The organism is Aeromonas intestinalis, assembly GCF_054052485.1.
Genome location: NZ_JBSTYK010000006.1, coordinates 37,897 through 56,260, shown reverse-complemented (window position 1 = coordinate 56,260; position 18,364 = coordinate 37,897). Strand labels below are relative to the sequence as shown.

The 18,364-nt window shown below is 59.3% G+C and carries 18 protein-coding genes; 17 read left to right on the top strand and 1 reads right to left on the bottom strand.

Annotation, left to right across the window (positions count from 1 at the left end; all coding sequences use genetic code 11):
* The first annotated feature begins 19 nt into the window (after nucleotides 1–19).
* The 5 genes from thyA (at nucleotide 20) to ACW5W7_RS09140 (ending at nucleotide 3,947) form a co-directional block, all read left to right on the top strand.
* On the top strand, nucleotides 20–814 hold the full coding sequence (gene thyA, locus ACW5W7_RS09160; RefSeq protein ID WP_456501497.1) for a thymidylate synthase: 795 nt from the start codon (nucleotides 20–22) through the stop codon (nucleotides 812–814).
* Between the two features lie 276 nt (nucleotides 815–1,090).
* Nucleotides 1,091–2,281 (top strand): Na+/H+ antiporter NhaA, encoded by a 1,191-nt coding sequence (nhaA, locus tag ACW5W7_RS09155; RefSeq protein WP_349919665.1) that lies wholly within the window; start codon nucleotides 1,091–1,093, stop codon nucleotides 2,279–2,281.
* Nucleotides 2,278–2,682 carry a hypothetical protein gene (locus ACW5W7_RS09150; protein WP_456501496.1) on the top strand — a complete coding sequence of 135 codons (405 nt, stop codon included), beginning with the start codon at nucleotides 2,278–2,280 and terminating at the stop codon, nucleotides 2,680–2,682. The genes nhaA and ACW5W7_RS09150 overlap by 4 nt, the downstream gene beginning before the upstream one ends.
* Nucleotides 2,669–3,601, top strand: a complete 933-nt coding sequence (nhaR, locus tag ACW5W7_RS09145; RefSeq protein WP_438550660.1) for a transcriptional activator NhaR — start codon at nucleotides 2,669–2,671, stop codon at nucleotides 3,599–3,601. The genes ACW5W7_RS09150 and nhaR overlap by 14 nt, the downstream gene beginning before the upstream one ends.
* A 43-nt stretch (nucleotides 3,602–3,644) precedes the next feature.
* Nucleotides 3,645–3,947: an ArsR/SmtB family transcription factor gene (locus ACW5W7_RS09140; protein WP_349919661.1), complete on the top strand. Its 303-nt coding sequence runs from the start codon at nucleotides 3,645–3,647 to the stop codon at nucleotides 3,945–3,947.
* Between the two features lie 49 nt (nucleotides 3,948–3,996).
* On the opposite strand, the gene rpsT is transcribed toward ACW5W7_RS09140, so the two are convergent.
* A complete protein-coding gene (gene rpsT / locus ACW5W7_RS09135; protein WP_005308808.1) occupies nucleotides 3,997–4,260 on the bottom strand; it encodes a 30S ribosomal protein S20 in 264 nt (87 codons plus the stop codon).
* A gap of 191 nt (nucleotides 4,261–4,451) precedes the next feature.
* Between rpsT and murJ the strand changes: the two genes are divergently transcribed.
* The 12 genes from murJ to ACW5W7_RS09075 all read left to right on the top strand — a co-directional run bounded on the left by murJ (nucleotide 4,452) and on the right by ACW5W7_RS09075 (nucleotide 18,352).
* Entirely contained in the window at nucleotides 4,452–6,014 is a 1,563-nt protein-coding gene (murJ, locus tag ACW5W7_RS09130) for a murein biosynthesis integral membrane protein MurJ (protein WP_434664242.1), read from the top strand.
* A 149-nt stretch (nucleotides 6,015–6,163) separates the two neighbouring features.
* Nucleotides 6,164–7,138 (top strand): bifunctional riboflavin kinase/FAD synthetase, encoded by a 975-nt coding sequence (ribF, locus tag ACW5W7_RS09125; RefSeq protein ID WP_349922557.1) that lies wholly within the window; start codon nucleotides 6,164–6,166, stop codon nucleotides 7,136–7,138.
* Nucleotides 7,138–9,999: an isoleucine--tRNA ligase gene (ileS, locus tag ACW5W7_RS09120; protein ID WP_456501495.1), complete on the top strand. Its 2,862-nt coding sequence runs from the start codon at nucleotides 7,138–7,140 to the stop codon at nucleotides 9,997–9,999. Before ribF ends, ileS begins: the two co-directional genes overlap by 1 nt.
* Nucleotides 9,999–10,508, top strand: a complete 510-nt coding sequence (gene lspA / locus ACW5W7_RS09115; RefSeq protein ID WP_434664238.1) for a signal peptidase II — start codon at nucleotides 9,999–10,001, stop codon at nucleotides 10,506–10,508. The genes ileS and lspA overlap by 1 nt, the downstream gene beginning before the upstream one ends.
* Complete coding sequence (gene fkpB, locus ACW5W7_RS09110) at nucleotides 10,505–10,957, top strand: FKBP-type peptidyl-prolyl cis-trans isomerase (protein ID WP_456501494.1); 453 nt, start codon at nucleotides 10,505–10,507, stop codon at nucleotides 10,955–10,957. The genes lspA and fkpB overlap by 4 nt, the downstream gene beginning before the upstream one ends.
* A 79-nt stretch (nucleotides 10,958–11,036) precedes the next feature.
* Nucleotides 11,037–11,972 (top strand): 4-hydroxy-3-methylbut-2-enyl diphosphate reductase, encoded by a 936-nt coding sequence (ispH, locus tag ACW5W7_RS09105; RefSeq protein WP_456501493.1) that lies wholly within the window; start codon nucleotides 11,037–11,039, stop codon nucleotides 11,970–11,972.
* Nucleotides 11,973–12,083: 111 nt separating this feature from the next.
* Complete coding sequence (gene tppA, locus ACW5W7_RS09100; protein ID WP_456501492.1) at nucleotides 12,084–12,491, top strand: type IVa pilus pseudopilin TppA; 408 nt, start codon at nucleotides 12,084–12,086, stop codon at nucleotides 12,489–12,491.
* 3 nt (nucleotides 12,492–12,494) lie between these two features.
* Nucleotides 12,495–13,055: a type IV pilus modification protein PilV gene (gene pilV, locus ACW5W7_RS09095; RefSeq protein ID WP_456501491.1), complete on the top strand. Its 561-nt coding sequence runs from the start codon at nucleotides 12,495–12,497 to the stop codon at nucleotides 13,053–13,055.
* A complete protein-coding gene (locus ACW5W7_RS09090) occupies nucleotides 13,052–14,053 on the top strand; it encodes a PilW family protein (protein WP_456501490.1) in 1,002 nt (333 codons plus the stop codon). Before pilV ends, ACW5W7_RS09090 begins: the two co-directional genes overlap by 4 nt.
* Entirely contained in the window at nucleotides 14,050–14,481 is a 432-nt protein-coding gene (tppD, locus tag ACW5W7_RS09085) for a type IVa pilus pseudopilin TppD (protein ID WP_434664227.1), read from the top strand. Before ACW5W7_RS09090 ends, tppD begins: the two co-directional genes overlap by 4 nt.
* An 11-nt stretch (nucleotides 14,482–14,492) precedes the next feature.
* The gene (locus tag ACW5W7_RS09080) at nucleotides 14,493–18,071 is read left to right on the top strand and encodes a pilus assembly protein (protein ID WP_456501489.1); all 3,579 of its coding nucleotides are present in this window, start codon (nucleotides 14,493–14,495) and stop codon (nucleotides 18,069–18,071) included.
* Nucleotides 18,068–18,352 (top strand): TapY2 family type IVa secretion system protein, encoded by a 285-nt coding sequence (locus tag ACW5W7_RS09075; protein ID WP_456501488.1) that lies wholly within the window; start codon nucleotides 18,068–18,070, stop codon nucleotides 18,350–18,352. The genes ACW5W7_RS09080 and ACW5W7_RS09075 overlap by 4 nt, the downstream gene beginning before the upstream one ends.
* The last annotated feature ends 12 nt before the right edge of the window (nucleotides 18,353–18,364 follow it).

Here is an 18,364-nt window from a genome sequence, read left to right as displayed (position 1 = left end):
GCCGGAAGGAGGCAACGCAATGAGAGCCTATCTCGACCTGATGCAGAAGATCCTGGACGAGGGGGCGGTCAAGTCCGATCGCACCGGCACCGGCACCGTTTCCCTGTTCGGTCACCAGATGCGCTTCAATCTGGCCGAGGGCTTCCCCCTGGTCACCACCAAGAAGTGCCACCTGAGATCCATCATCCACGAGCTGCTCTGGTTCCTGAACGGCGACACCAACACCGCCTACCTCAAGGAGCACGGCGTCAGCATCTGGGACGAGTGGGCTGACGAGCACGGCGATCTGGGCCCGGTCTACGGCGCCCAGTGGCGCTCCTGGCCGGCGGCCGATGGCACTGTCATCGACCAGATCCAGAAGGCGGTGGACGACATCAAGCACAATCCGGATTCTCGCCGGATCATCGTCTCCGCCTGGAACGTGGGAGAGCTGGACAAGATGGCCCTGGCCCCCTGCCACGCCTTCTTCCAGTTCTACGTGGCGGACGGCAAGCTCTCCTGCCAGCTCTATCAGCGCAGCTGTGACGTCTTCCTCGGTCTGCCGTTCAACATCGCGAGCTATGCCTTGCTGACCCACATGATGGCCCAGCAGTGCGATCTCGAGGTGGGGGACTTCGTCTGGACCGGGGGGGATGTGCATCTTTATTCCAATCACATGGAGCAGACTGCACTGCAACTCAGCCGCGAACCGCGTCCGTTGCCGACCCTGGCGATCAAGCGCAAACCGGCTTCGATCTTCGACTATCGCTTCGAGGATTTCGAGATCCTGGGTTACGACCCCCATCCCGGCATCAAGGCCCCCGTGGCCATCTGATCCTGGCTGAAGGCGCCCGGATGGCGTCATCCCCGCTGGAATCGCATCGACCTGAAAGGCGCCTGACGGCGCCTTTTTTATTGTGTCGCCATCCATATATTTATGCGAAAAACTGAATGGTGACGGAGGGTGTAAAGGGAGCAAAAGGGTGCTTATAGCAGACAATGGAGGCTTTGCCTTCGGTTTTTCCGTTGTTTGTGGCAATTAGAAACGATTTTTCATTATACCGTGCCGGCTCTAGACTGAAAAAAATGCAAAATAATGGATAGTCAGACCATGAGTGATGTATTCAAGCGCTTTCTCAAGCTGGAGTCTGCCTCCGGCATCATCCTGATCCTGGCCGCACTGCTGGCCATCGCTCTGGCCAACTCAGGGTTGGCGGAGTATTACCAGAGTTTCCTCAATACGCCGGTGCAGGTGCGCATCGCGGCGCTCGACATCGACAAGCCGCTGCTGCTCTGGATCAACGACGGCTTCATGGCGCTCTTCTTCCTGCTGGTTGGCCTCGAGGTCAAGCGGGAGCTGATGGAGGGGGCGCTCTCTTCCCGGGTACAGGCGACCTTCCCGGCCATTGCCGCCGTGGGGGGCATGCTGGCTCCTGCGCTCATCTACGCCTTCTTCAACTACCACGATGAAGTGACCCGCGCCGGCTGGGCCATCCCCGCGGCCACCGACATCGCCTTCGCCCTCGGGGTGATGGCGCTGCTTGGCAAGCGGGTGCCGACCAGCCTCAAGGTGTTCCTGCTGGCGCTGGCCATCATGGATGACCTCGGCGTCATCATCATCATCGCCCTCTTCTACACCCAGCAACTCTCTCTGGGTGCGCTGGCGGTCGGTGTCCTGGCGACCCTGACCCTGCTGTGGATGAACCGGCGTGGGGAAGACAGGATCGCGCTCTACATGCTGGTCGGTCTGGTGCTCTGGGTAGCCGTGCTCAAGTCCGGCGTCCATGCGACCCTGGCGGGTGTCATCGTGGGCTTCATGATCCCGCTCAACGGCAAGCGCTACGCCTCTCCCCTCAAGCATCTGGAGCACGCGCTGCATCCCTGGAGCGCCTATCTCATCCTGCCGCTGTTTGCCTTTGCCAACGCCGGGGTGTCGCTCGACGGGATTGGACTCTCCTCCCTGCTGAGCCCGGTGCCGCTCGGCATCATGCTGGGGCTGTTCGTCGGCAAGCCGCTCGGGATCTTCACCATCAGCTGGCTGGCGGTGAAGCTGGGGGTCGCCCAGTTGCCAAGCGGGGTTAATTTCAAACAAATCTTTGCTGTCAGCATCTTGTGCGGCATTGGCTTCACCATGTCGATGTTTATCGCGTCGCTGGCATTCGAGCATGGCGGATTGGACTACGGTAGCTTCTCTCGCCTCGGGATCCTGGTCGGGTCCACCCTGGCGGCCGTGGTCGGCTATCTCGCCCTGCGGATATCCCTTCCCAATCGGGAGGCGGATCAGAGCACGGAGGGGTTATGAAAAAAACAGGATGGTTGGCCCTGCTGGTGAGCCCGGCGCTCTGGGCAAGCAGTCTGGCGGATTGTCAGCAGGATGCCACCTCAGCCAGTTGTTCGGCTTATCTGAACGGAGTGGTCGACAGCGCCCTGATGCTGGGGGACAAGCAGGCCAAGGCCCAGTTTGGCGAGACTTTCAGCGAGCGGGCCCTGAGCAGCCGGGCCGGGGAGCGGGTCAAGAAGTCCAACAAGCGCTATTGCGGTGAGCGGATGCCGAGCCCGGCGGCTCTCAAGCTCAGCCTGCAGCGGCAGTTTGGCGCGAACAAGGTTGACTCGGTCAGCGACATGTATGACATTCTGGCAGTTGAACTCAGCTGCTACCGGAGCCCGCCTGCCGCGGGAACCCCATCGGATGTCACACCTTAACTACAACCATCTTTATTATTTTTGGATGACACAGAAGAAGGGCTCCGTCACACAAGCGGCGGAAGCCCTTTTTCTTACCCCCCAGACCGTCACCGGCCAGATCAAGCTGCTGGAGCAGCGTCTCGGCGGCAAGCTGCTGATCCGCAAGGGCCGATCCCTCGAGGCCACCGAACTGGGCCAGCTGGTCTTTCGCTACGCCGACAAGATGTTCAGCCTCTCCTACGAGATGCTGGATATCGTCAACTACCGCAAGGAGAGCCAGATCCTGTTCGACGTCGGCATCGCCGACGCCCTCTCCAAGCGACTCGCCAGCCGGGTGCTGCTCTCCGTCATCCCGAACGATGGCTCCATCCACCTGCGCTGCTTCGAATCGACCCACGAATTGCTGCTGGAACAGCTGAGTGAGCACAAGCTCGACATGATCCTCTCCGACTGCCCGGTGGATTCCAGCCAGCACGCGGGGCTGCTCTCCAAGCGCCTTGGTGGCTGCGGGGTCAGCTTCTTCTGCAAGGCTCCCCTACCGGAGAAAGGCTTCCCCGCCTGCCTGGAGGAGCGCAAGTTGCTCATCCCGGGTCGGCGTACCGCCATGGGCCGCCAGCTGACCCAGTGGTTCGAGCAGCAGGGGATCTCCCCCAGCATCCTGGGTGAGTTCGATGACGCGGCCCTGATGAAGGCGTTCGGCTTCTTCAACCAGGGCATCTTCATGGCCCCGACCATCTATCGGGAGGAGATCCTGGAGGGGGAGGAGGTGATGCTGCTGGGAGAGACCCAGGATCTGATGGAGGAGTATTACGTCATCTTTGCCGAGCGGATGATCCAGCATCCTGCTGTCAAACGGGTGTGCGAGAGTGATTTCTCCTTCCTGTTTGCCGGGGAAGAGAATCTTTCCACCATACAGCCGGCGAGCCTGTCATTCTGACATGGCAAAAGAGCATAGGCAGGCCGTGAAGGAAGAGGCTGGAATGCAACTGGAGGCGATGGCGGCGAATGCCGGTCGTGCGGTGGCCCTGCTCAAGGCGCTGGCCAATGAGCGGCGTCTGTTCATTCTGTGTCAGCTGCTGGAGCGGGAACTGTCGGTGGGGGAGTTGAACGAGCGGCTCGGACTGAGCCAGTCGGCCCTGTCACAGCATCTGGCGGTGCTGCGGCGCGACGAGCTGGTGGCGACACGAAAGGCGGCCCAGACGGTCTATTACTCTCTGCGCAGTCATGAGGTGCGTGCGCTGATCGGCTTGTTGCACGAGTTGTATTGCAGCGAGCCCAAATAAAAAACCGGCCATAAGGCCGGTTTTTTTAGCTTTATGCAGCCGAAGCTGATTAAGCCATAGCTTTGATCTGGGCAGACAGGCGGCTCTTGTGACGAGCAGCTTTGTTCTTGTGGATCAGGCCTTTGGTCGCCATACGATCCATGATCGGCTGAGCAACAGCGAAAGCGGCAGTGGCGGCAGCCTTGTCGCCAGAGGCGATGGCAGCGATCACTTTCTTCAGGTAGGTACGGGTCATGGAACGACGGCTGGCGTTGTGCTGACGACGTTTCTCTGACTGAAGAGCACGCTTCTTAGCAGATTTGATGTTAGCCAAGGTAAAACTCCTAAAACTGTCTTAGCGAGTGTATTGAAAAGGCCCGGAAATATGCCTTCCCAACCACATATTGTCAAATGATTTGTGCAAATAAACACCGCCCCCCGGTGGTGTGTCAGATGGGAGACGGTTAAACTGTCGGCCGATTCTACCAGCATTCTTTTCTTTCCGACAGTTCCAGAGGCCTCGTCTTGAGTAAGAAATTGATCAAATCCGGCATGATAGTGTCCGGAATGACGCTGGCGTCCCGTGTGATGGGCTTGGTGCGTGACGTGGTCATCGCCAATCTGCTCGGTGCCGGGGTTGCCGCAGACGTCTTCTTCTTCGCCAATCGCATTCCCAACTTCTTGCGTCGGCTGTTTGCCGAAGGGGCTTTCAATCAGGCCTTCGTGCCGGTGATGACGGAGTACAAGAAAAACGGTGACGAGCAGGCGGTGCGCGAGTTGCTGGCCGCGGTCGCGGGGACGCTCGGCGGCATCGTCACCATAGTAACCCTGCTCGGGGTGCTGGGCTCCGGGGTGTTGACGGCCCTGTTTGGCTGGGGCTGGTTCTGGGACTGGCTGCACGGCGGACCGGCGGCGGAGAAGTTCGAACTCGCGAGCCTGATGCTCAAGATCACCTTCCCCTATCTCTGGTTCATCACCTTCACCGCCATGGCGGGGGCCATTCTCAACACCTTCGGCCGCTTCGCCGTCTCCTCGTTCACGCCGGTGTTTCTCAACATCACCATGATTGCGGCCGCCTGGTGGATAGCTCCCTTGATGGAACGTCCGGAGATCTCGCTCGCCATCGGTGTCTTCCTCGGCGGCCTGGTGCAGTTCCTGTTCCAGTACCCCTTCCTGCGCCAGATCAACATGCTGGTGTGGCCCAAGTGGGGTTGGAACCACCCCGGGGTGGTCAAGATCCGCACCCTGATGATCCCGGCGCTGTTCGGTGTCTCGGTCAGCCAGATCAACCTGCTGATCAACACCATGCTCGCCTCCTTCCTGGCGACCGGCGCCATCAGCTACCTCTATTACTCGGACAGACTGCTGGAGTTTCCCCTCGGCCTGTTCGCTGTGGCCATCAGCACGGTGATCCTGCCGGCGCTCGCCAGGAAGCACGTAGATGCGGATCCGGTGGACTTCTCCCGCACCATGGACTGGGGGGTGCGCATGGTGATGCTGCTCGGCCTGCCCGCCATGGTGGGGATCGCCGTGCTGCGTGAGCCCATCTTGCGGGTGCTGTTCATGCGCGGGGAGTTCGGTCTGCACGAGGTGAGCATGTCGAGCGCCAGCCTGCTGGCCTCCACCACCGGGCTGCTCTCCCTGATGCTGATCAAGGTGCTGGCCCCCGGTTACTATGCCCGCCAGGACACCAGGACCCCAGTGCGCATCGGCATCATGGCCATGGTGGCGAACATGGTGTGCAACCTCATCTTCATCTACCCCTTGGGCTACGTGGGGCTGGCGCTCGCCACCGCCTGCTCCGGCACCCTGAATGCGGCCCTGCTGTTCAAGGGGCTCTATGTCCAGAACGTCTATCGTCCTTCCCGCCAGACCGGAGTGTTCTGCCTCAAACTGCTGGCGGCGACCCTGCTGATGGGCGGCCTGCTCGCCTACCTGTCACCGGATCTCGCCCAGTGGGGGGCCTGGAGCATGGGCAAGGCCAGCCTGGAGCTGACCCTGCTGCTCTGCGCAGGTGGTGGCCTCTACGGCATCGTGCTGTTGGCGCTCGGCATTCGACCAAGGCACCTGAAGTCGGATAAGCAGTAGGACTCTTCAGACGCCTTGTATCAGGCCAAGCCTGGCGGATGGCGGGGTGATGGCCTCCTGGCTGCTGAAATCGGGCCATGAGGGCTGATCCTGCTGGCCGCCTGATATATAATCCGCCGATTTCCATGGCAGCAACGCACAAGGCACTGATGGAGCTTATTCGCGGCATTCACAATATCAAGCCCCGTCACCGGGGCTGTGTATTGACCATAGGCAACTTCGATGGGGTTCATCAGGGACACCATGCGGTGCTGGCCAGGTTGCAGGAAAAAGCCGCCCAGCTGGGCTTGCCCGCCTGCGTCATGCTGTTCGAACCCCAGCCCCTCGAGCTGTTCGCGGGCAGCGCCGCGCCGGCGCGCCTCAGCCGTTGGCGGGAGAAGTACGAAGCGCTCAAGGCCATGCAGATCGATCGCATGCTCTGTGTGCGTTTCACCCACCGTTTCGCCGAGCAGGCGGCCAGCACCTTCATCGAGCAACTGCTGGTGGAGAAGCTCGGTGTTCACTACCTGGTGGTAGGGGACGATTTTCGCTTCGGCAAGGGGCGGGAAGGGGACTTCCACCTGCTGGAGGCGGCGGGGCGCCGTTTTGGCTTCGAGGTGATCAGTACCCAGAGCTTCCAGCTGTCTCGCCAGCGGGTCAGCAGCACCCTGGTGCGCGAGGCCCTCGCGGCCGGCCGCATGGCGGAAGTGGAGCTGATGCTGGGGCGTCCCTACGCCATCAGCGGTCGGGTGGCCCACGGCGACAAGTTGGGACGCACCATAGGATTTCCCACTGCCAACCTCGCCCTGAAGCGGCAGGTGATCCCGGTCGGTGGCGTGTTCGCGGTGGAAGTGTTATGTTCCGGCAAGACCTTCCCCGGTGTCGCCAATGTGGGTGTACGGCCGACCTTGAGCGGTACACAAGCCAGATTGGAAGTACATCTATTTGATTTTTCTGGTGATCTATATGGTCAGCAGGTCAAGGTGCTGCTTCGCCACAAGCTGCGCGAAGAGCAGAAGTTTGCCTCTTTCACCGCCTTGAAAGAGCAGATCGAACGAGATGCCCTGGCGGCCCGAGCCTGGTTCGGGCTGCCATCATTCAATTTACCCAGCACTCTTTTAGAAAAGAAGGGAACCCAGGACTGATGAGCGACTATAAACACACCCTGAATCTGCCGGAAACCGAGTTTCCGATGCGTGGCGATCTCGCCAAGCGCGAACCCAACATGCTCAAGCGTTGGTACGATCAGGATCTTTACGGCGCCATTCGCCGCGCCAAAGCGGGCAAGCCTTCTTTCATTCTGCATGATGGCCCCCCCTATGCGAACGGCAGCATTCACATCGGTCACTCGGTCAACAAGATCCTCAAAGACATCATCATCAAGTCCAAGGGCATGTCGGGCTTCGACTCCCCTTATGTGCCGGGTTGGGATTGCCACGGTCTGCCCATCGAACTGAAGGTGGAAGGCATGGTCGGCAAGCCGGGGGAGAAGGTCTCCGCCGCCGAGTTCCGCGCCGAGTGCCGCAAATACGCCAAGACCCAGATTGAAGCGCAGAAGACCGACTTCATCCGTCTGGGTGTGCTGGGTGACTGGGAACATCCCTACCTGACCATGGACTTTGGCACCGAAGCCAACATCATCCGCGCCATGGCCAAGATCGTCGCAAACGGTCACCTGCACAAGGGCTCCAAGCCGGTGCACTGGTGTACCGACTGTGGCTCCGCCCTGGCGGAGGCCGAAGTCGAGTACTACGACAAGAACTCCCCCTCCATCGACGTGCGCTTCAAGGCCGTCGACGAGGCTGCAGTGGCGGCCAAGTTCGATTGCCCGCAAGGCCACACCGGCAAAGGCCCGATCTCTGCCGTGATCTGGACCACCACCCCCTGGACTCTGCCGGCCAATCGCGCCATCGCCATGCACGCCGATCTGGACTACGCTCTGGTGCAGGTGGACGGTGAGCAGCCTGAGCGCCTGATCCTGGCCGCCGAGCTAGTCAAGGACGTGATGGACCGTGCCGGTATCGAGCAGTTCCACAACCTGGGTTATGCCAAGGGCAGCACCCTGGATCTGCTGCGCTTCAACCACCCCTTCTATCACTACGATGTCCCCGTTGTGCTGGGTGAGCACGTCACTCTGGACGCCGGTACCGGTATCGTCCACACCGCCCCTGGCCACGGTCAGGAAGACTTCGTGGTCGGACAGAAATACGGTCTGGAAGTGGCCAACCCCGTTGGCAGCAACGGCGTCTACCTGCCGGATACCGAACTGTTCGCCGGCCAGCATGTGTTCAAGGCCAACACCGCCGTGGTCGATGTGCTGACCGAGCGCGGCGCCCTGCTGCACCATCAGGTGTTCAACCACTCCTACCCGCACTGCTGGCGTCACAAGACCCCGATCATTTTCCGCGCCACTCCCCAGTGGTTCATCAGCATGGAGCAGAACGGTCTGCGCAAGCGTGCGCTGGAAGAGATCGAGCGTATCGAGACCCAGGGCATTGCCGAACACGGCCAAAGCGGCTGGGTGCCGGCATGGGGCAAGAACCGCATCCAGGCCATGGTCGAGAACCGTCCGGACTGGTGCATCTCCCGTCAGCGGACCTGGGGTGTGCCCATCTCCCTGTTCGTCCATAAAGAGACCCAGCAATTGCACCCGGAATCCGTCCGTCTGATGGAAGAAGTGGCCAAGCTGGTGGAACAGAAAGGCATCCAGGCCTGGTGGGATCTGGACAAGGCCGATCTGCTGGGTGCGGACGCCGACAATTACGAGAAGGTGCCGGATACCCTGGACGTCTGGTTCGACTCCGGTTCTACCCACTCCTCCGTGGTGGATGCCCGTCCCGAATTCAACGGCAACCCGGCCGACATGTATCTGGAAGGCTCGGATCAGCATCGTGGCTGGTTCATGTCCTCCTTGATGATCGGCGTGGCCATGAAGGACAAGGCTCCGTACAACCAGGTACTGACCCACGGCTTCACCGTGGATGGTCAGGGCCGCAAGATGTCCAAATCCATCGGCAACGTGGTCAGCCCCCAGGACGTGATGAACAAGCTGGGTGCCGACATCCTGCGCCTGTGGGTGGCAAGCACCGACTACACCGGCGAGATGACCGTCTCCGACGAGATCCTCAAGCGCAGCGCCGATGCCTATCGTCGTATCCGCAACACGGCCCGCTTCCTGCTGGCCAACCTGAACGGCTTCAACCCGGCGACCGACATGGTGGCCCCTGCCGACATGGTGGTGGTGGATCGCTGGGCGGTGGGCCGTGCCAAGGCGGTGCAGGCCGAGATCGTGGCCGCGTTTGACGAGTACAACTTCCACGGCGTGACCCAGAAGCTGATGCAGTTCTGCTCCATCGAGATGGGCTCCTTCTATCTGGATGTCATCAAGGACAGGCAGTACACCGCCAAGGCCGACAGCCTGGCCCGTCGTTCCTGTCAGAGCGCCCTCTATCACATCGCCGAGGCCATGGTGCGCTGGATGGCGCCCATCATGAGCTTCACCGCCGACGAGATCTGGGCCCTGCTGCCGGGCGAGCGCGGCGAGTTCGTGTTCACCGAGGAGTGGTATGACGGTCTGTTCGGGCTGGAAGCGGGCGAGCAGATGAGCGACGCCTTCTGGGCGGAGATCCTGGATGTGCGTGGGGAAGTGAACAAAGCGCTGGAAGCGGCCCGTGGCGAGAAGCGCATCGGCGGTTCCCTGCAGGCTGAGCTGACCCTGTTCGCCAAGCCGGAGTTGGCTGCACGCCTGAACGCCCTGGCCGATGAGCTGCGCTTCGTGCTGCTCACTTCCAAGGCCAAGGTCGAGGTTGCCGAGTCTGCACCGGCGGACGCTGTCGCTACCGAGCGCGATGACCTCTGGCTGAGCGTGGCCCAGTCTGCTGCCGCCAAGTGCGACCGCTGCTGGCACCATGTGGAAGACGTGGGCACCATTGCTGGTCACGAAGAGATCTGTGGCCGCTGCGTCACCAACGTCGAGGGTGACGGCGAAACACGTCAATTTGCCTGATGAACATGACTCAAGACACTCAAAAAACCGGCCTGCGTTGGCTGTGGCTGGCGGTGCTGGCCTTCGTGCTGGACCAGGCGAGCAAGCTCGCCGTGGTCAAGTTGCTGCCGTTTGGTTATCCGGGGGTGGAGATCACCCCCTTCTTCAACCTGGTGCACGTCTACAACAAGGGGGCGGCGTTCAGCTTCCTGGCGGATCAGGGGGGCTGGCAGCGCTGGTTCTTCGCGGTGCTGGCGTTTGCCATCTGCGGTCTGCTGATCCACTGGTTGCGCAAGCAGTCGGTCACCCAGCGCTGGAGCGGCATCGCCTACTCCCTCATCATCGGTGGGGCGCTCGGCAACGTGTTCGATCGGCTGGTGCTCGGTCATGTGGTCGATTTCCTCGACTTCTACTGGCAGCGTGCCCACTGGCCGGCGTTCAATCTGGCGGACAGCTTCATCTTCATCGGTGCCGCCATGATAGTGCTGGACGGTTTTCGCAGTGAGAAGAAAAAGGAAGAGGCCGCATGAGCCAGCAGATTGCCGCTGACAGCAGCGTGCTGTTCCACTTTGCCATCAAGCTGGAAGATGGTTCGGTCGCCGACAGCACTGCGCTGCACGGCAAACCGGCCCGTCTGCGGATGGGGGATGGCAGCCTGACGGAGAGTTTTGAGCAGTGTCTGCTGGGGCTCAAGCAGGGGGAGGCCAAGAGCTTCACCCTGGCACCGGAGCAGGCGTTCGGCCTCTCCAATCCCGACAACATCTACCACCTGGACAGAGCCAAGTTTGGTGCCGATATGGAGCCCAAGGTCGGCACCATCATGATCTTCGATCAGCCCAACGGCGGTGAACTACCTGGCATCATCCGGGCGGTGGAAGGCATGTCGGTGACTGTCGATTTCAACCATCCCCTGGCGGGTCACACCGTGACCTTCGAGGTGGAGATCCTGGCTGTCGATGACGAGGAGAACGTTCACTGATGGATATCCTGCTCGCCAACTCCCGTGGCTTCTGTTGTGTTGGGATCGATCGTGCCATCGACATGAGCGAGGTGTGCTGATGGATATTCTGCTAGCTAATCCCCGCGGCTTCTGCGCCGGTGTCGATCGTGCCATCAGCATCGTCGAGAGCGCGCTGGAGAAATTCGGTGCGCCCATCTATGTCCGCCACGAAGTGGTGCACAACCGCTACGTGGTGAACAAGCTGAAAGAGGCGGGGGCCGTCTTCGTCGAGGAGCTCGATGAGGTACCGGACGACAGCATCGTCATCTTCTCCGCCCACGGCGTCGCCAAGACGGTGCGCGAGATGGCCAAGTCCCGCGCCCTCAAGGTGTTCGATGCCACCTGCCCCCTGGTGACCAAGGTACACATGGAAGTCCATCGCGCCAGCCGCAAGGGTTCCGAAGCTGTGCTTATCGGTCATGCCGGCCACCCCGAGGTGATCGGCACCATGGGGCAGTACGAGAACCACGAGGGTGGCATGTATCTGGTGGAGACACCGGAAGATGTGGTCAAGCTGCAGGTGAAGAATCCGGACGATCTCTGCTTCGTCACCCAGACCACCCTCAGCGTGGATGAAACCTCGGACGTCATCGACGCTCTGCGCCAGCATTTCCCCAGGATCCAGGGGCCGCGCAAGGATGACATCTGCTACGCCACCCAGAATCGCCAGGATGCGGTGCGGGAGATGGCGGGACTGGTGGATGCCATGCTGGTGGTGGGGTCACGCAACTCCTCCAACTCCAATCGCCTGCGGGAGCTGGCGGAGAAGGTGGGGGCGCGTGCCTATCTGATCGACGACGCGACCATGATCGAACCGGGCTGGCTGGACGGTGTGGAACGCATCGGGGTGACGGCCGGGGCCTCGGCTCCCGACATCCTGGTACAGAACGTCATCACTCGCCTGCGGGAGCTTGGGGGCAAGATAGTGACCGAACACCCGGGCCGTGAGGAGAACGTGGTGTTTGAGGTGCCACCCGAGCTTAGAATTATTTGAATTTGGCCAGGATGGCCTAAGAATAAAGCATGAAGTTTCTGATGCCGGGTTTGTCGTTGCGACCAATCCGGCATTAGACTGTCAGGAGTACCAGTCACCTAAGGATGGGACATGATTGGGTTCTATCGAGGCTTTTCCCTCATCGAATTGATGATAGTCGTCGCAATCGTGGCGATTATTGGCACTATTGCCTATCCCTCCTATCAGCGTTATCTGCTGGTCAGTCACCGTGTTGAAGCCAAAAATATGCTGCTGGATGCCGCCAACAGGCAAGAAAGCTATTTTATGGATTTCAACCGGTACGCCTCCTCTGCTGCTGCGTTGAACGTATCGGAAAACTCGGGTTCAGGCCTCTATCATCTGGTTATCTCCGCGGCAGGCAATACATTTACGCTGTTTGCGACGGCATCCGGAGCGCAAGGTTCCGATGGTGATTGCATCATCTTCTCCATCGATCAGAACGGAACCCGCAGCGCCACCCGGCTCGGCGATACCACCAACAATGCCTGCTGGGATTAGCCGATGAGAGCACAACGTCGTTCTCACATGACCGGATTCAGCCTGCTGGAGGTGATGATAGCCGCGGTGATCCTCTCTTTTGGCCTGCTGGGTCTGGTGGCCATGCAGGCGACGGCCAAGTTTTCCGGTTATGAGGCCCGTCAGCGCACCATCGCCAACTGGCTCGCCAACGATCTCGTGGAACGTGTGCGGATCAACAAGGACAGCTGGTCTGCCCAGGGCTCCGCAGTGGTTTCCAATACGGCCCTGAACCGCCCCTCCTGTGGCAATGACGACGGCACCATGGCGGGCTGCAGTCGCAGCGACAGGCAGGCGCTCGATCTCTACTATTGGCAGCGCTCTCTGGCTGGAGTGGCCGTCTCCGGCGCCGCATCATCCTTGCAGTCCCCCATTGGCTGCGTCATTCGGGGGGCCAACAACAGTCTGACCGTGGGGATCTTCTGGCGTGGCCGCCAGTCCCTCTCCGATGGGGCCACTAATGTCACCGCAGTGCGTGACAGCTGCGGCCTGAGCAATGTTGCAGATCGGCAGAGGCGTCAGTTCGTACTGACGACCACCCTGTGAAATCCCGTGGCTTTACCCTGGTCGAGTGGCTGATCGCCATGTTGATCGGCGTCTTTCTGGTGGGCGGGGGGCTCAGCATCTTCGTGGCTTCCCGTGCCACTACGGAGGACTCCTTCGATCAGAGCGAATTGCAGGAGAATGGCCGCATCGCCATGCGCATGCTGACCCAGGATCTGAAATGGGCCGGTTTCTGGGGGGACTATACGGGCTCTCCCATGGCGACGGGGCAGGGGGTGACGCTGAGTTCCGGCTCGACCGTCCTTGCAGCGGATGATTGTCTGGACAACCTGGGACGAGGCAGTCTGCCCCCTGGCGTAGGGACAAACAGGTCACTTTGGGCGACTCGGATTGATAGCAGCAAGGCGATTGCCGGTGGTGCTTTTGCCTGTATTCCTGTGGCATCGCGTATTGCCAACACGGATGTCATCAGTATCAAGCGGCTGATGGGCCGTCCCCTCACGGATGCAAACGCCGCAGGCAACCGCTTCTATCTCGCGACCAACACTCAGGTAGCCCAGATGTTCAAGGGTGGTGAGACCATACCCAGTGTGACCGTCATGCCTGCACGCCAATTGTGGGAATATCAGCACATCGTTTATTACCTCTCCCTCAATGCCACCACCAACAGCCCCGAGTTGAGAAAACGGTATCTGACGGCCAATGGTGGCTCCGTGCTGATCGGAGGAGCCATGGCGGAAGGGATTGAGAGACTCAGCATACTGTTTGGCGTTGATGACAGTCCGGTGCCGGATAGCACCATCGACCGCTATGTCGCCAGCAGCAATGTTACCGAGCAGGAATGGAGCGAGGGGCGGGTCGTCGCCGCCAGAGTCTTTGTGCTCGTGCGTTCATTGCAAGCTTCCGGCCGCTACGTCAATAACAATACCTATCAGGTTGGCGATGTCTCGGTTGCGGGTAATGGCGATGGTTTTCGCCGGTTGCTGCTGGAAACCAGCGTGTCACTGCGCAATCCGGCAGTCATGGGGGGAAACTCATGAAGCGTCAACGTGGGGTAGCTCTGATCGTTGCCCTGATTATTTTGGTACCGCTGACCTTGATTGCCGTCGTGGTGATGCAGTCATCGGGTCAGGATCTGAAGATGGCCGGCTCGGCGGCCAGCTTCCGGCAGGCGGAACATCGACTCGAAGGGATCATTGAGGCCGCCATGCAGAGCAATAACGTGTCGACGCTGATCTCGAATATGGGGGCCAGTGCGGCCATTACGGTCAACAGCAGCAACGCCTCTGCGGCTGTGGCGCTGACAACGCGAACGGAGACCGTCTGCAAGCGCAAGGTGGAGGCCAGCAGCAACAACGTCATTCCTGCATGCAAGTATGTCGAGCTGCAGACCTCGGTGAATTATGGAAAATATGCGAGCCAGTTGAACTGGGTTGCAGGTGTGGAACAGCCACTGCTCACCAAATAGGAGCGAAGGTTATGTGGTTACGACAAATTGGAATTGTCTTGTGCTGGTCCAGCCTGATACTGGTTGCCAATACAACGAGAGCCGATGATACCGAGCTCTTTATCTATGATTTCAACAAAGCCGGTGATTTCAGGCCCAAGGTACTGCTGATATTCGACAACTCGGGCAGTATGGCGGACACCATGGAGCAGATAAAAGAAACGTATAACCCGGCGACCGTCTATCCCGCACTGAGTAACGATCCCGATACGGCCAATAACAACAAGTTTATCTATTTCTCCACGGACGGCAGTATTCCCGCCATCAACAGCAATAAGCGCTTCTCTGACAAATTCAATGCGTGCGCCACGTCCAAAACACCCCTCGCCAATACGGGATATTTTCAGTCCCAGATGTGGAGCTATGAGGTGGAGAGTGGTACACCGCCAGGAAGAGGGCGGGGAGAGTGGTATTCCCTTAGCGGTTATCAGGTGAGCAACATCAGCTTGGTTGACTGCAAGCAGGATGTGACGGCAAGTAATCCGGCCAACCCCTACACCGGGAGTTGGTCTGTTGGCACAGGTTATCCGGTCGATAAAACAAGCAATACCAGAGGGGAATGGTTTTATACGGCGAACAAGGCCAATGCCGTCAATGCCAGCAATACGGCGGTGACTATTTATTCGGCTAATTATATCCGTTGGTATTATGGCCCAACCGGGTACTCCAAAGAATCCAGACTGCGTATTGCCAAGGATGCTGTCAAGGGGTTGATATCCTCGACACCGGGTGTCGATTTTGGTTTGGCCATATTCAATACCAACAACAGCAACTCTTCAAATGGTGGGCGAATTGTTCGAGACATATTGGGGAGTGAAACTACGCTGGCCAATGGTAAAAGTGGCGAGCAGGATTTATTGGATAGAGTGGAGGCCCTGACCGCCAGCACCAATACCCCGCTTTGTGAAACGCTGAGTGAAGCCTACCAATTCTTTGGGGGCAAACAGGTCGTCTATGGGCTGCAAGGCAGTCCGAGAGATACCACGGCAGAGAGCCCGGCCGGCACCTATCAAGCCCCGTATGACAACTGCTCCAACAATGGCTATGTCATCTATATCACCGATGGCGAGCCGACCCAGGATACCTCATCAGATACCGTCGTTCAGGGGCTGATCAATACGCTTTCAACGGATGAAAAAGCAGCCTATGGTTCGACCGTATCCTATGGCACAGGAAATAACCGGTCGAGTAGCTATCTGGCCGCACTGGCTGGCTATATGAAGCACAAGGACGTCAATAGCGTCTCCCCTGGCACTCAAACGGTCACTACCTTTACCGTTGGTTTCGGTGATGAGGCCATCAGCGGCGCCGGTAATTTACTGGCCGAAACCGCTCGTCGTGGTGGTGGTGTCTATTACCCGGCAACAAACGCCTCGGCCCTGACCGATGCCCTGAAAGCGTCCCTCCTCGCCATCCTCAGGATCAACACTTCCTTGGTTTCTCCGGCCATCGCCAGCAACAACTTCGACCGGACCCGCAGCCTCAACAATATCTATTACGCCATGTTCGAACCGGATGTGGGCCCAAGGTGGCGGGGCAATCTGAAGAAGCTGATGTTCTCCCCCGACGGCTATGTCGCCGACAGCCGTGGCCTGCCTGCGATCAAATTCGATGGCACCATCCTCGACAGTGCACAAACATACTGGTCAACGACCCGGGATGGTAACAGGGTTGCGGAGGGGGGGGCGCAGGCCATGCTGGCGGCCAAGAGCAACCGGAATCTCTATGTCATCAACAATGCCCAGACTCGGCTCGATGCATTGACCAAGGCGAATCTGGTCTCTCAGGCAGGGAGTGAGGCGGCATTGATGACCTTGATGAAAGTCGGCGACTCGGCCGAGTTGGACAAGCTGATCAACTGGACCAAAGGGTTGGATGTGGATGATGAGGACTTTGATACCTCGACCACCCTCCGTAGCCACATCATGGGGGACCCGCTTCACTCCCGCCCGCTGGTACTGAACTACGGGCCCCAGTCAGGCAATATGGCGGATGCGCCAGATTTGCGGATCTTGTTTGGCACCAATGCCGGTTTCTTGCACATGTTCAAGGACATGGGCAGCACCATCGACGAGAGCTGGGCCACGATTCCCTACGAGTTTCTGGCCAATCAACAGGCGCTGCGGGTCAATGCCGAGTCAGCTGAACATCTCTATGGTGTCGACTCTTCACCCGTTGCCCTCATCAAGGATGCCAATCGAAACGGAGTGTTGAAGTCTTCCGAAAACGACTTTGTCTGGGTGTTTACCGGGCTGAGAAGCGGTGGCAAGGCTTATTACGCCTTCGACCTGTCCAGTCCCAATACCCCGACCCTGAAATGGCGACTGAACGCCCAGAGCACGGGCTTTGGTGAGTTGGGATTGACCTGGTCGGTCCCCGAGGTGGCTTTCGTCCCCGGAGTGACCGATCCGGTCCTTGTCTTTACGGGTGGGTATGACACCAACAAGAGTGCTCAGGGGTTGGGAACCAATGACAGCATGGGGAGGGGGATCTATATCGTCAATGCCGCAACAGGAGCACTGGTGTTCAGTGCTACCCCTGCCGCCACGTCGACGTCCAATTTGCAGGTCAGTGGCATGAATGACAGCATGCCTGGCTCGGTGGCGACCCTGGATAGTGATGGGGATGACAAGGTTGATCGCATCTATGTGGGGGATACCGGTGGCAACATCTGGCGAATGGACCTGCCTTCTGCCACCAAGTCGGATTGGAAGGTCTTCAAGTTTGCCAGTCTGGGGTCGGATGCGACGCTGGCAGACGATCGCCGTTTCTTCACCCAGCCCATAGTGGTGAGGACCATCAACAAGCAGGTGACAGCAACGACTTCCGGGGGCAATACGACCTACTCCTATCAGGACCGCCCCTTCGATGCCGTGTTGATCGGTAGCGGTGATCGCAATCGTCCCTCGTCCGAATCGAGCGTTCGCAACGGCTATTTCATGCTGCGCGACTATGACGTCACGCCGCGCATTGCTACTTCACCGGCCAGAACCCCCATTCAGGTCTCCGATCTTTATGATGTCACCAATGATCCGCTCTCGGCCCAGACGACCACTGCCGGAACCTTGGCGGTCAAGGCGGGGATCACCAGTGCGAAGGGGTGGGCCAACTGGTTGAACGAAGAGGGAGAGAAATCATTGGGGACCGGTGTGGTCTTGCAGGGCAAGCTCTATTTCACTTCTTTCCTGCCCCAGGTGCAGTCATTCCAGCAGTGCACCATCCAGTCCATTGGTGCGGCGCGTCAATACATGGTGGATATGCACTACGGCAGCTCGTTCCGCTACGTCGTGGATCTGGATGGCAATGAGACCCCCGAACGCTACGTCGAGGTGCAAAACAAGGTGGCGGATGATCTGGTGGTCCATGCCGGGGATGATGCCAAGATCCGTATTCTGGGGGGCGGCACAGGGGAAGAGGTCATCCTCAAGGATGAGGGCAATGGCGAGCCTGAGCGCTGTACCGGTGGCGGCGAATGTGCAGAAGGTGCGGAGGAGGCCGAAATGGATATGTCGCCCAAGAAGATCTACCTGTATGAAGGAGAGGCGCAATGAAACCGTGGAGCATGATATGGGGCCTCGCCATACTCCTGTCAGGACATCTATTGGCGGATGACATGAAGTGCTATGTCGAATTGGCCAACGGGCAGAGGGTGGTACTGCGTGGCACCGTCACTGACAGCAGCCAGCAAGCCGTGCAGGAGAAGTTCAAGCTGAGGGGCTATGACGTCAATGGTACCGTGGTCCCGGTGCTTAAGTTGCTGGAATGTCGCCCTGCTGGGGACAGGTTCCAGTCAAAGGAGGGACAGCAGCAGGATGCCACCCAATTGCGATAGTGGCTCAAGCGT

Coding starts and splice junctions, on each gene's coding strand:
- ACW5W7_RS09075 (WP_456501488.1), top strand. CDS start 18,068: ATGAAACCGTGGAGCATGATATGGGGCCTCGCCATACTCCTGTCAGGA.
- tppA (WP_456501492.1), top strand. CDS start 12,084: ATGATTGGGTTCTATCGAGGCTTTTCCCTCATCGAATTGATGATAGTC.
- thyA (WP_456501497.1), top strand. CDS start 20: ATGAGAGCCTATCTCGACCTGATGCAGAAGATCCTGGACGAGGGGGCG.
- ileS (WP_456501495.1), top strand. CDS start 7,138: ATGAGCGACTATAAACACACCCTGAATCTGCCGGAAACCGAGTTTCCG.
- ribF (WP_349922557.1), top strand. CDS start 6,164: ATGGAGCTTATTCGCGGCATTCACAATATCAAGCCCCGTCACCGGGGC.
- nhaA (WP_349919665.1), top strand. CDS start 1,091: ATGAGTGATGTATTCAAGCGCTTTCTCAAGCTGGAGTCTGCCTCCGGC.
- ACW5W7_RS09140 (WP_349919661.1), top strand. CDS start 3,645: ATGCAACTGGAGGCGATGGCGGCGAATGCCGGTCGTGCGGTGGCCCTG.
- tppD (WP_434664227.1), top strand. CDS start 14,050: ATGAAGCGTCAACGTGGGGTAGCTCTGATCGTTGCCCTGATTATTTTG.
- ispH (WP_456501493.1), top strand. CDS start 11,037: ATGGATATTCTGCTAGCTAATCCCCGCGGCTTCTGCGCCGGTGTCGAT.
- nhaR (WP_438550660.1), top strand. CDS start 2,669: ATGTCACACCTTAACTACAACCATCTTTATTATTTTTGGATGACACAG.
- fkpB (WP_456501494.1), top strand. CDS start 10,505: ATGAGCCAGCAGATTGCCGCTGACAGCAGCGTGCTGTTCCACTTTGCC.
- pilV (WP_456501491.1), top strand. CDS start 12,495: ATGAGAGCACAACGTCGTTCTCACATGACCGGATTCAGCCTGCTGGAG.
- ACW5W7_RS09080 (WP_456501489.1), top strand. CDS start 14,493: ATGTGGTTACGACAAATTGGAATTGTCTTGTGCTGGTCCAGCCTGATA.
- ACW5W7_RS09150 (WP_456501496.1), top strand. CDS start 2,278: ATGAAAAAAACAGGATGGTTGGCCCTGCTGGTGAGCCCGGCGCTCTGG.
- lspA (WP_434664238.1), top strand. CDS start 9,999: ATGAACATGACTCAAGACACTCAAAAAACCGGCCTGCGTTGGCTGTGG.